The organism is Lebetimonas sp. JS138 (assembly GCF_000523335.1).
GTDB lineage: Bacteria > Campylobacterota > Campylobacteria > Campylobacterales > Nautiliaceae > Lebetimonas.
In genome coordinates, this window is the sequence record NZ_ATHT01000001.1 from 1,045,505 (window position 1) to 1,058,338 (window position 12,834).

Below are 12,834 nucleotides of genomic sequence, written 5' to 3' on the forward strand. Positions count from 1 at the left end.
TTTTGGTATGAATTTTAACTTAATTAATTTTTAATGTCAACAAAAAATAATGGAGAATGGAGAAATATACCAACCCTACGGTTATTTTGACAATTTGATAATGAGTGAATAGTGAGTAGTGAATGGTAAATAAATGTAAATTTTTTTATAATAATTGGTATTAATAATGGAAAATTAAAAAACGAAAAGTAAAAATTATAAATAGAAAATTTTAATAAAATGTTTTTACATTTATTTTTTATTTCCAATTATACATTTTACATTGAATAAGGTGTCAGAGAAATTTTTGTGTTAAAAAGAAAAATCCCAAAAGAAGGGATTATCCTAAGAATGGATTAGCATAAAGTGCTATTAAAGCAAGTACAAGTGCATAAATAACTTGTGCTTCGATCATCGCTAATGCGATGAACATTGTACCCATTAATTTACCGCCAAGCTGAGGATTTCTTGCAGTACCAGCAATTGTTGCTGCAGCAGTATGTCCCATCCCGATAGCACCACCAAGTGCAGCCAAACCTAAACCTACAACGGCAGCTACTACGCTGTAAGCTTGAATCATAGTAGAATCACCTGCAAATGCAAATGCCAAAAATCCTGCCATTAAAAGAGTGATTTTTTTCATTTTCTTCTCCTGTATATTTTATTACGCTATGTCCGTTCGGCTTGCGTATCCCTACTTATCACACAGCGCATTGCAATTATAAATAAAAATTAATTTTTTTGCAAGGTATGTTTTTTAATAATAAGTATAAATAATTAAAATAAAATATTTTTTCAATTGTTTTTTTAATTAATTTATGATATAATAATCATAGATAAGTTTTACTTATCTTAAGCTTTATTTAAGTTTTAGGCTGTATAATTACACCGAATGTGTATTCATTAGGTTAATGAATGCACACATAAAATTAAAAGGAGAAAACATGAGACGCTTAGCAAAAATGTTGGTAGCTGGAGCGCTACTTGCAAGTGTCACAGCAACAATGGCATTTGCTGATTACAACAAAGGATTTAAGTATTACGAAAAATATGTGAAAAGAATGTCACATATCAAAGGTACTAAATTCCTTAAAATCATAGGTGCTCAAACACCTGATGATATTAATGCATTATTTAAAAATAATGCAAAACCGTTAATTTCTCTACTTGAAAAAAAAGGTCAAAAAAAAGCTGCTAAAGCTATTGAAAAAATCGTTAAAAAACATAAACTTAACGATTTAAAAGACTTTTTGGTAGGAATGGTTAACGGTAAAATTCCAGCTGGCTGATAACGCTTAACAGGGCTTCGGTGAAGCCTTACGTTTTCTTAAATATTTTGATATAATTTTTCCCTTCGATGGAGGGGATGTGATCCCGGTGGACACCCCGGGCTTCAAACCCGGTGGGGCGGCAGGTGACTGTTTGCCCGGAAGGTTCGATTCCTTCCCCCTTCCGCCAAAAAATTATAAATTTTATTTATAAATAATTAGTGTCTGACACTATTGAAATAAAAAAAAAGAGAAAGAAAATTATTTGTGAAAAGTTTTAACTGCTTTTTCTTTAAATTCTTCGATTTTTTGAAGAAGTTTTTTAAATATATTTTCTGTTTTATTGCCGTTTTTAATCTCTTTTTCAAGCTGTGTAATTTGTTCTTTTAACATTTTGTATGTTGTATCGCTTGTGCTTGTATATCCTAAAATTTCAGCTAAAGATAACTGTTTTTTTGCTTCATCCAAATATTTTAAAGCCTGATTTTTGTCTTTTTTAACACTCTCGCTTGCATTTTTAACAAGGGCTTGAGCTTTGATAAGCGGGATAGGAATAATGGTATCTGTTTCTACCAATGTTGAAAGTGCCATTGACAAAACATCTTTTGCTTCTTTGGCTTTTCCTTCATTTATATATTTTAATGCCAAATTAAGAGCAGCCGGATATGTTGCAATAGGTAAATTGATTGTTTTGATCACAATTTCGCTTCTCAGAGAATTTAACACTTCCCTTGCCTGAGGTAATTTATTTTCTGCTACAAGTATTTTTGCTTCACTTGCAAGTTTTTTTACGTCTTTTACATCTCCTTGATATTGATATGCGTTAATTTGAACATCAACAGGTAAAAGATAAGGTGTATTAGGTCTATTTAATAAATCGCTAAGTTCCCCAATAGCTTTTTTTATTGAGTCTTTTGCTTTTTTAGTATTTTTTCCGCTTATATATATTAATGTATCCTGGGTATATTGGATAGCTTTTACCGCTTCATTTGCAAGTTCAGTGTTTTGGGCTTTTTTTTCCGCTTTGATTACGGCTTTTTTACTCACCTGAGCGGTTTTTGCATCTGCGGCTAAACTAGATGATACCAAAATGGAAGCCAATACCACTGATGTTAAAATTCTTTTCATTTTTCCCTCCTAAAGTTTTATTTTTTAGAATTATATAATTTTAGTCGTTTATTGTCAACAATTTTATTTATATTTATTTATATTTTTTAAATACTCGATTATAACTTCTTCGACTGTCGATTTTTTTTGTTGAGGTATATAAACTTTGAAGTATTTATCATCAATATTTTCACCTGTTATAATATGCTTCATAAAAACGGCTTTTAAAAAATTAATTAGTTTAGTTTTGTCTTTTGTCTGATATGAAGGTGATTTCATAGAAGAATATTCTTTTGTTTTAGTGTCATAAAGAATTAAATATTTACATTCTTCAAAATGTGGACAAAATTTTGAAGTCATCCATTCTCCGTCGCTTGTTATAATTATTTTCATAAAAATCCTTTTTTTGATAAAATATTAACAAAAATACCGGCGGTATTTTACAAAGGAAAGAAATGAATCTGTTTAGACAAATTCCAAAAGTGGATAAACTTTTAAAAAATAAAAATCTTCAAGATATTCCAGAGAATGTTTTGCTTTATTCCATACATTCAGTTTTGAATGAACTCAGAGAAAAAATAAAAAATAATAAAATAGATAAAATAGATGAAAATAAAATAATAAATGAAATTGAAAAAAAAGCTTGCGGCATATTAAGCCCTTCTTTAATTAATGTAATTAATGCCACAGGTGTTACAATCCATACAAATCTCGGCAGAAGTTTGATAGATGAAGAGATTTTTGATGAAGCAAAGAAAGTCAGTACGCATTACTGTAATTTAGAATATGATTTGGATAAAGGAAAAAGGGGGGACAGGTATCATCACAGTGCGAAACATTTGAGTTTTCTTTTTGGGTGTGAAGATGCGTTGGTTGTTAATAATAATGCGGCGGCTGTATTTTTGATTTTAAACACATTTGCAAAAGACAAAGAGGTTATAGTGTCAAGAGGCGAACTTGTTGAAATAGGGGGAAGTTTCAGAGTGCCTGAAGTTATGAAAGCAAGCGGTGTAAAACTTGTTGAAGTCGGAACTACAAATAAAACAAAACTAAGAGATTATGAAGAGGCAATCAATGAAAATACAGCAATGCTTATGAAAGTTCACAAATCAAATTATACTATTGAAGGGTTTAGTGAAGAAGTTTATATTGATGAAATTGTCAATCTTTCCCGTAAACATAATCTGCTTGATTATTATGATTTGGGAAGTGCATATATTCCAAAGCTTCCTTACGGACTTTCAAACGCTGAGCCTTCAATTAATGATATTATGAAATTTTCACCTTCACTTGTAAGTTTTAGTGGAGATAAGCTTTTTGGAGGTGTTCAGGCAGGAATAATAGTTGGTAAAAAAGAGCTAATTAATAAACTTAAAAAAAATCAGATATTAAGAATGTTTAGGGTAGATAAAATTACACTCTCCCTTATTCAGGCAACCACTTTAGCGTATATTAAAAAAGAATATGAAAAAATTCCAACTATAAGGCAGATTTTTGCATCTATTGATGAACTTAAAAACAGGGCAAAAAAAATACTTAGCCTAACACCAGCCCTAAGGGCTAATATAAAAGAATCAAAAACATACGTAGGCGGGGGGACTATGCCAAATAAAGCCATTCCTACCTTGGTAATTGAAATTGAAGGAAATGCTGTGAATTGGGAGAGAAAATTCAGGGAAAAACTTGTTATCGGTAGAATAGAAAATGAACATTTTGTTCTTGATGTAAGAACAATTCAGGATGATGAAATAGAAAAACTTGCAAATATAATAAATGAATTAATAAGCTGTGAGGTGAAACAATGAGAAATATTATTATTGGAACCGCAGGGCATGTAGACCATGGAAAAACATCTTTGATTGAGGCTATGACCGGATATAACGGAGATGAGCTTAAAGAAGAAAAAGAGAGAGGAATTACAATTGATTTAAGCTTTACAAATATGAAAAGAGATGATGTAAATGTGGCATTTATAGACGTTCCGGGGCATGAAAAACTTGTAAAAAATATGATTAGCGGGGCGTTTGGATTTGACGCTACGCTTTTTGCAATAGATGCAAACGAAGGTGTTATGCCGCAGACCATAGAGCATTTGGAAGTACTTGATATTTTAAAAGTTAAAAATATCATTGTGGCTTTGACAAAAATAGATTTGGCAAGTGAAGAGACTATTGAAAAAAGAAAAAAAGAGATAAAAGAATTAATAGCTAAATTTAAGAATTTAAAGCTTCTTGATATTATCCCGACTTCCACTAAAATGCCTGAGACTATAGAAAATCTTAAGAATTATCTGTTTAACCTGCCTCCGAGAAATATTACACATTCCAAATTTTTCAGATACTATATAGACAGGGTGTTTTCCCTAAAAGGAATAGGAACTGTTGTAACAGGGACTGTTTTAAGCGGAAAAGTCAGACTTAAAGATAAAGTTTATATTAATGAAACGGCTACTGTTACAACGGTTAAAAACCTGCAGGTTCATGGTGAAAATGTTAGTGTTGCCCATACCCATCAAAGACTTGCCATTAATCTCAATATTTCACACAATGAACTTAAAAAAGGATATTTGTTAAGTACAAAAGGATACTTAAGAGGATTTAAATTAATTGATGTTTATATTGCACCGGTTGAAGGAAAAGAGATTAAGCATAATATGGAAGTTTTATTTATAAGCGGTGCAAAAAGAATACCTGCGAAAATTTTGATGTTTGATTCAAATGCAAAAGAAGGTTTTGCAACTATGAAGTTGCAGGAAAAAGGATTTTTTGTTTATGAAGATCCGTTTGTGGTGCTTCATAAAGGAAGGGTTATCGGAGGAGGCGAAATTTTAAATCCTATAAGCGACCCTATTAAAAGAAATAAAAAATTATTGCTGTTAAATGCTTTAAAACAAAGGGATTTCCAAAAAGCATTTTCTATTTTGGTTGAAAATCACAAAAAAGGTTTCGGACTTCTTCAAAGTTATCAGAGATTTAATTTTTCGCCCGATGAAGCTCTCGGTATTGCAAAAACATTAAAAAATGTCTTTATAGATGAAGAAAATTATAATATTTTTTCAATGGATGTAAAAAAAGAGATAGAAAATGTGATAAAAGAAACTTATGAAAAAAACAAATTTGCCTTTCTTTCTCCTGCATCACTGAAACTCAGATTAAAATGGGCGAGTGAAAAATTGATTGAAACTGTTTTAAATGAATTTGTGGAAGAAGGATTTTTAATAAAAGAAGGCAATATTTATAAAAGAAAAGATCTTGGTGAAGTGAATATTGAAAAATCAGTCGAGCACAGGCTTTATTCGCTTTTGGATAATTCCGGCTTGACTCCCGAAGCACCTTATAATATATACGAAAAATTAAATATTGACAGAAAAGTGGGCGATCAGGCTATGAAGAACCTGACTAAGGCTAAAAAAGTTGTAAGGCTTGCCCATAATTTGTTTGTAAGTGATAAAAATATAAATTATGCAATGAAAAAAATGCGGGAAATTATGGAGAAAAAAGGATATATTGATATTAAAACATTTAAAGAAGAGATGCCTATGAGCAGAAAATATATTGTGGCTTATCTTGATTATTTGGACAATATGGGGGATATTGTTAAAGTAGATAATAAAAGATATTTGAAGAAATAAGAAGGAAAAATTATTTAACAACTAAAGGAAACTCTTTAAATTCCTTAACAGTTGCTATTGCTTTAGCACTCACTCCTTCATTTTCCATTCTTTTTAAAAGTTCATTAACTTTTTCTTGAGAGGCGCTGATTAAAAGTCCTCCGCTTGTTTGGGCGTCAAATAAAATCATCTGCTCTTCAAAACTGAGTTCTTTTTCAAATTTTACTTTTCCTTCTAAAAATAGCTGGTTATTATAGCTTCCGGCAGGAATTATTCCCATGGATGCCTGATTAATCGCTTCTTTTAGGAAAGGCACTTTTTCAAATTCTATTTCTATAGTGAAATTATTAGCACTCATTTCATATAAATGTCCTAAAAGACCAAAACCTGTAACGTCAGTCATTGCATTTACACCGATTTCTCTTGCAATGAGACTTGGTTTGTAATTTAATGTCCTTAAAATTTCAGCTACTTCAGAAGCTGTTGTTTCATCTACTAAATCAGCTTTTATTGCTGTTGTTAAAATTCCCATTCCAAGCGGTTTTGTAAGCACAATTACATCATCTTTTTTTAATGTATTGTTCCTTATAATTTTTTGAGGATGAATTGTACCTGTAACGCTAAGTCCGTAAATCATTTCGGGAGTTTCTATTGTATGGCCTCCGGCCAATACCCCTCCGCACTCTTTTATTTTATTTTCACCGCCTTTTAAAATTTCGTTTAATACATCTTTTCCATGATGACAATTATCAAATCCGACTAAATTAAGTGCTGTTTTAACATCTCCTCCCATTGCAAACACATCGCTTAGGGAATTTGCAGCTGCAATTTGTCCGTAAATAAACGGGTCGTCAACAACAGGTGTAATAAAATCGGCTGTTTGTACAAGTGCTATATTATCACTCAATTTATAAACACTTGCATCCTCATTTCCTTCAAATCCGACTATTAAATTTTCGTTTTTTCCATCAAGAACTTTTGTAGCTTTGTTTAGCTCCTCCGGAGCCAATTTTCCTGCTCAGCCGGCTGCTCTTACATATTTTGTAAGTTTTGCGCTGTTGTTTAATTTAAGCATATATATCCTTTAAAATGTTATAACTTTGTCTGCTTCTTCAACCCAGGCAGCCAAGTCTTTCATTGTAGCTTTGATTTCAGGTGCAAAATATGGCTCGTTTTTAAATAATCCACATCTTGCCTGACATGTGCCGCATACTTTTAATTTTATACCGTTTTGATACATTTCTTTTAACATTGCAACCAAATCGTTATCGTAAGTTTCTGGTTTTTTATTGCAATCCCTTGCCATATCCACGGCATCATTCATTAAAAAAATTTTTACATCGTTTCCTTTTTCAAATAAAACTTTTGCAAGTCTAAGCCCGTTCCAAGCAACATCACTTCCGTCATAAGGTTCGTGATTGAATATAATTAAAATTTTCATTTAACCTCCTTAATTTCTTTTATTTTTCCTTTATAACCTACGATTTCTATTGCGTGTAACAGTTTTTGAGGTGTTGTTTTTGTATCGTCAAAAATTACCGTTGCTGTTTTAGTGTTTAGTAGTACTTTTGCTTTTATAACACCCGGTGTCATTTTTAAGCTTCTTTTTACAGCCATTGTACATAATGGACAAGTCATTCCACTTACTTTAATAATAGCTATTTTTTCAGCACCAAAAAGTGAACAAAATAATATTAAATTTAAAATAATTTTTTTCATTTATTCTCCCATAAACAGATATTGAGCCCAAAAAGGGTAAGTCAGCATAATTAGTACAAAAACAGTACCTATACTTAAATATTTTACATAATTTTTGCAAATACTGCCACTGCAAACAGGCCTTTTTCTAAGTTTAAAGAAATAATTTATCCACAGATAAACAATAATTACAACAGCCGCAATTGTAAAGTATATTCTATATGGTGCAAAAATATGTAAAAATGAAAGACTGCCGACACTTACTCCAAAAATCAAAAAAAGCAAAGGCCCTAAACAGCATGTGCTAGCCAAAATTGCTGTTATTGCCGCACCTGCTATTAAAGCCCAAAAAGATTTTGACTCTTTACTTTCATTTTGAATTTCGCAACTGTAACCTTTTATAGCATTTATTATTGTATCTTTTCCTTCTTTTTTTTCATTAAAATAAATTCCTTGCGTTTGCAAAAATCTTTTTACATTTTGAATAGAAGAGAAGGAATTAAGTCTTATTTCAATAATTCCTTCTTCTATTTCCTCTAATGCCTCTTTTGTTTTAAGAACTGGTTCCGGACAAGCTAAATTTCTTAAATCCAGCTTTTTTACCATTAAAACAGTTCCTGAGAAGTAATTTTATATTCAAAACTTTTTGGAACATAATAATTTAACACATCATCATTTACCTCTGCATACGGATAACCAAACATATTTAATGGATATTGAACAGGTTTTGGATAAAGTATGAAATCTCTTGCATGATTAAATCCAACCCAGTTCATTTCCCATGAATGCAGATATTTTTTTACTAATTTTTGAACTTTTGGGTGGTTGTAAGGATATTTTTCAACTAATTCTAGTTTTGTAACATCAGCAGGGTCTGTAGGTATCCATCCGGCCCCTGGAATATAATATTCAGCCCTGCAGTGTTGCCAAGTGGTAATATTTGCAAAACCTTTGCTGTCACTTTTTCCAAGGGCCTTGTCAAAGTGGCTTTTTCCAAGTCTGATACCAAAAACCTCTCTTGCAGGAATGCCTGCCGCTCTTGTTAGGGCGGTAAAAAGTGAGCTTAAATCTGTACATTTTCCTCCAAACCATCCGTTTTTATAAATATATTCGGCTGTCGGTTTTTTTTGCTCCTGCATCATTTTGCCAACTTCACCTTTTCCACATCCAATAGTTTTTGGATTTCTGAATGTATGGGCTGTACACCATAAATAAATTGCTTTTACTTTTTCAAATCTGTCTTTTTTACCTTTTGTGATAAGTTCCGCCACTTCTTTTACAAGTCCGTCAGTAGGAATATGGGCAGTAGGTTCAAGATATTTTAACACTTCTTTTGGAAAAGGAAGATTTTTTTTGCTGGCTTCTTCTATTAATTTTAATGGAACACTTCTATCTTTTGTTTCAATTTCCATTTCCATGGTCAAAATTTTAGGCATAGCTGATTTTTCCCAATATGCATAAAAAGTATTTGCATCATATTCATTTTTATTGTTAATATCATAATCGTTATAATTTCCGCCAAATCTTAAAAATTTAACTTTTTGATATGGTGCATTATATGGAAGCGGGTTCCATAATCTTGCAGGATAAATTGACTCGTCGTATTTTATGTCAAAATAATATTCAACCCTGAATCTTCTTGTGTTTTCATCGTTAGCACTTACTATACTTGGCATAGAAGCTGCCACGCCTAAAGCCGCACCTGTTTTTAAAAATTCTCTTCTTTCCATTTTTACTCCTTTTAAATTTTTTGTATTTTTATTTTTGTTGAACTAAAATCTGGTATACCTCCGATCGGATCAACCAAAGGTAAATCATAAAATTTTTTGTCTAATTTACTAATTTTATTTACACAAATTCCCATTGCTCTTTTTTTATCAGGAATTACGTAATTATTTTTAGTAACATCTCCTAACATTACATCAGCAGCATTTTTTATAAATAAAGTATTTGCTCCGTGTTGCCAGTGTCCAAAATGATGCGAATAAGCACAGCATCCTTTGGCAACAAAATTTGTAATTTTAATTGTCGTAATTAGATTTTTTCCATCTTCATTTACTATTTTTACTTTGTCATAGTCTTTTAATCCTAATTTTTTAGCATCAATTGGGTTTATTTTTAATGTAATATCTGGTTCGTAATAAAGGGCTTTATCTAAACATATAGTTCTTGATTGTGTATGTAATGCCGATTTGTATGATGTTAAATAAAATCCAAATCGATTATCGGTTTTAATCAATTTTAATGTACCGAAATTTTTTTCTCCTATTATGGTATTTGTAGAAGTTGCAAGTTTTTCATTATATATATGTATTTTTTCAAAACCAAATATATAATTGTCATTTTCATCAAACCAATTGTTCTCTTTAAATACACCTCCTTTTGCTAAAACATTACATACTTTTTCCCATTCTTCTGATTGTAAAATATGTTTGTGTTTTGTAACAATATAATTTTTTTCTACATAATCAATAGTTTTTTTATCAGCCTTAGATATTTTTGCATTGTGTGCAAGATTGTAAATACCTCTTAGATAATAATCTTCTTGGGTATTTAAAGAAAATTTATTGTTTATAGCTTTTTCTCCATAACCAGGTAATTTTAATTTTTTAGAAAGGTCAATCAAAAATTTTTCTAAATTAATATTATTTTTTGTGAGAGGCTCTATTATAGGTGTTCTAACACCAGTAAAATGACCTCCAGGAGCATGTGGATTTAAAAAGCCATAATGTCCTTCTAAATACGATACATCAGGAATTATATAATCTGCATAGATATTTGTTTCATTAATAGTTGTGTCTATTGATACAAACAGAGGAACTTTTGTTTTATTTTTTAACGTAGATTCAAATCTGTATCCTCCAGGCATAGAATATATTATATTAGAGAAGTATGTAAATAAAATTTTTATATTATAAGGATATTTTTGGTCTATACCGCTCATTGCGGCTACACTTAATCCTCCTTTAGTAAATTCATACCAAGGTAATTTTGATGGGTATCCATGTTTTTTAAATTCTGCAGTTTCTTCATATTTTGCTTTTTCTCTTGAAATTTTAATACCTTGAGGCTTTTTCATTCCAGCAAATTTTGTTAAATCATAAACGCCTTTTTTCCAATCAGCTGCTTTTTTGCCTCTTCCTAAATATCCTCCTTTTCTGTTTACATTTCCAATTAATGCATTTAACATAGAAATTGCATAACTTGCATAAGTTCCGTTTATATAGTTTCCTCCTCCATGATACGCAAAAGCTGCACTGTGTGGGGCATTTTCCCAAAATTCTTTTGCCAATATATAAATGTTTTTTTTATTAACTCCGCATTCTTTAGCATAATCATCAATTGAATGTTCAAAAACAGAGTTTTTCATTATTTTAAATGCTGTAACTACCTTTATTCCTTTTATTTTACCTTCATATTCTAATTTTGGATTTTTAGCATTATTTGAAGGAATAATTTTTCCATTTTCATAAACCATAAAATCATCATTTTTTAGTCCAATATCTGACCCTCTTAAAAATTTTCCATAATTTTTGTTTTCTTTATCAATTATTACTAAATGTGTAGCATTTGAAAATGTTGATCTTTTTTTATTTTTAGCTTCTTTTAAAGAAGGAATTCTTAAAAAGTTTTTATCATACCAGTTATTTTCTATGAGTATTCTTATTATACCCATAGCTAATGCACCGTCTTTAGTAGGGGTTATCGGTATCCATTTGTGAGCAACTTTTACTGCTTTTGGAGCTTTTGGATCAATTAATACGATTTTTAAATCATTATTTGCAGTTCTTTTTGCAATTATACTTCCTGATGTATTTACTCCAGGCTGTAATGCTGAATAAATATTAGCACCAAATATTAACATATATTTACAATTTTGAAAATCTGCCTTCATTTCAGCTTCTTTTCCGTCTGTAAAAGCGTAATTACCCATTCTAAAGCCGATACCACATATATCAGTATGTGCAATATAATTTTTTGAACCGATAGAATTATAAACCCATCTTTTTATAAAATCTACTCTTCCTCCTTGGGAACGTCCTGTAAACCATACAAATTGGTTTCTTTTAGAACCTAATTCTTCAGCTTCTTTATTGATAGGTTCATCAGATAAAATATCTTTTATGCCTGGATAATATGTTTCATCCCCTAAATGTTTAAAATTTTTACCTCCGAAAGCTATTTCATTTATTAAAGTATCCCAATCTATAGGTTCGAATTTTCCGCTTCCTCTTTCACCGATTCTTTTTAAAGGTTTTGTTATTCTGTAAGGATTATAAACATATTCATTATTCATTTGCGGTTTTGCACACGTTGATGCTGAATATTTAAAACTTTTTTCTATATCTGTTGAATAAGAAATTTGGTTGAAATCTCTATTATATGGGTGATAAGGATTTCCATCAACTTGTACACATTTGTTGTCTTTAACGGCTATTCTTAAACCGCATCTTGCATTACAAGCTAAACAGACGGTATTTACTATTTTATCTGCTTTTGGTTTTTTTGTTTCATAAAATCCATATTTTTCTTTATAAATAGGTGTAACATCAGTAAAAGTCGCTAAATGGTGATAAAGTGCATATTTTAAAGTTGGATTGTTTTCTAGAAGTTCTTTTAATTTTCCTTTAGGATTTTTAAGATTTCCATAAACTAAAGCCCCGCCTGGGCAAATACTGACACATCTTGGAATGTCTCCTTGAATAATTCTGTCAAAACACATATCGCATTTTTTTGCTTTTTTATCAAAAACTATAGCGTCAAAAGGACAGGCTTTAGCACAACTTTGTTTATTTTCGGCACAATTGATATCACATTTGTCTTCATTTATTAATATAACTCCATCTTTTACACTAATTGCATTATATTCACATGCTTTTAAACAAGGTTTTGTATAACACTCAGCACAAATGTTTTTTTGTTTTGTAATTAATTTGGCTTTTGGATATTCTCCTATTTCTTCTTTTTCTATTTTGAAAAACACTACATCATAAGGAAGATTTTTTTCAAGTTGACATGCTGCCATACAGCTTTTGCAGTCTAAACATCTGCTTTGGTCATATATTAAAACAGGCATAAATTCATTTTCTTCAGCATTAGCAAATTTAAATGTTGTTGTGCTGATTAAAACACTAAATGCTCCAATTTTTAAAAATTCTCTTCTTTCCATTG

General features: G+C 30.7%; 12 protein-coding genes and 1 tRNA gene. 4 read left to right on the forward strand and 9 right to left on the reverse strand.

Translation table 11 applies throughout. From position 1 onward, the window contains the following. Positions 1-319 precede the first annotated feature (319 nt). The gene (locus DZ67_RS0106045; protein WP_024787765.1) at positions 320-622 is read right to left on the reverse strand and encodes a F0F1 ATP synthase subunit C; all 303 of its coding nucleotides are present in this window, start codon (positions 620-622) and stop codon (positions 320-322) included. 301 nt (positions 623-923) lie between these two features. On the opposite strand from DZ67_RS0106045, the gene DZ67_RS0106050 reads away from it, so the two are divergent. Together DZ67_RS0106050 and DZ67_RS0106055 are read left to right on the forward strand one after the other, a co-directional pair. Next, the gene (locus DZ67_RS0106050; protein WP_024787766.1) at positions 924-1,268 is read left to right on the forward strand and encodes a hypothetical protein; all 345 of its coding nucleotides are present in this window, start codon (positions 924-926) and stop codon (positions 1,266-1,268) included. A 70-nt stretch (positions 1,269-1,338) separates the two neighbouring features. After that, positions 1,339-1,437: transfer RNA gene (locus DZ67_RS0106055), tRNA-Sec, on the forward strand. 71 nt (positions 1,438-1,508) lie between these two features. Here DZ67_RS0106055 and DZ67_RS0106060 read toward each other — a convergent pair. Beyond that, a complete protein-coding gene (locus DZ67_RS0106060; protein ID WP_024787767.1) occupies positions 1,509-2,375 on the reverse strand; it encodes a YfdX family protein in 867 nt (288 codons plus the stop codon). A 63-nt stretch (positions 2,376-2,438) separates the two neighbouring features. Further along, positions 2,439-2,747, reverse strand: a complete 309-nt coding sequence (locus tag DZ67_RS0106065) for a NifB/NifX family molybdenum-iron cluster-binding protein (RefSeq protein ID WP_024787768.1) — start codon at positions 2,745-2,747, stop codon at positions 2,439-2,441. A gap of 62 nt (positions 2,748-2,809) precedes the next feature. Here DZ67_RS0106065 and selA point away from each other — a divergent pair, with 62 nt between their 5' ends. Both selA and selB read left to right on the forward strand, forming a co-directional pair. Further along, positions 2,810-4,159, forward strand: a complete 1,350-nt coding sequence (selA, locus tag DZ67_RS0106070; protein ID WP_024791902.1) for an L-seryl-tRNA(Sec) selenium transferase — start codon at positions 2,810-2,812, stop codon at positions 4,157-4,159. Further along, on the forward strand, positions 4,156-5,985 hold the full coding sequence (selB, locus tag DZ67_RS0106075) for a selenocysteine-specific translation elongation factor (protein WP_024787770.1): 1,830 nt from the start codon (positions 4,156-4,158) through the stop codon (positions 5,983-5,985). The genes selA and selB overlap by 4 nt, the downstream gene beginning before the upstream one ends. A gap of 10 nt (positions 5,986-5,995) precedes the next feature. Here selB and selD read toward each other — a convergent pair whose 3' ends face one another. From selD to DZ67_RS0106105, 6 genes are read right to left on the reverse strand one after another with little or no spacing between them, the layout of a single operon-like run. Next, positions 5,996-7,039 (reverse strand): selenide, water dikinase SelD, encoded by a 1,044-nt coding sequence (gene selD / locus DZ67_RS0106080; RefSeq protein WP_084021797.1) that lies wholly within the window; start codon positions 7,037-7,039, stop codon positions 5,996-5,998. Between the two features lie 9 nt (positions 7,040-7,048). After that, positions 7,049-7,405, reverse strand: a complete 357-nt coding sequence (locus tag DZ67_RS0106085) for a DsrE/DsrF/TusD sulfur relay family protein (RefSeq protein ID WP_024787772.1) — start codon at positions 7,403-7,405, stop codon at positions 7,049-7,051. Further along, a complete protein-coding gene (locus DZ67_RS0106090) occupies positions 7,402-7,683 on the reverse strand; it encodes a heavy-metal-associated domain-containing protein (protein ID WP_024787773.1) in 282 nt (93 codons plus the stop codon). The genes DZ67_RS0106085 and DZ67_RS0106090 overlap by 4 nt, the downstream gene beginning before the upstream one ends. Next, on the reverse strand, positions 7,684-8,268 hold the full coding sequence (locus DZ67_RS0106095) for a mercuric transporter MerT family protein (protein WP_024787774.1): 585 nt from the start codon (positions 8,266-8,268) through the stop codon (positions 7,684-7,686). It lies immediately after the preceding gene. Further along, complete coding sequence (locus tag DZ67_RS0106100) at positions 8,268-9,392, reverse strand: transglutaminase domain-containing protein (RefSeq protein WP_024787775.1); 1,125 nt, start codon at positions 9,390-9,392, stop codon at positions 8,268-8,270. Before DZ67_RS0106100 ends, DZ67_RS0106095 begins: the two co-directional genes overlap by 1 nt. An 11-nt stretch (positions 9,393-9,403) precedes the next feature. Beyond that, on the reverse strand, positions 9,404-12,832 hold the full coding sequence (locus DZ67_RS0106105) for a molybdopterin-dependent oxidoreductase (protein ID WP_024787776.1): 3,429 nt from the start codon (positions 12,830-12,832) through the stop codon (positions 9,404-9,406). Positions 12,833-12,834: the final 2 nt, after the last annotated feature.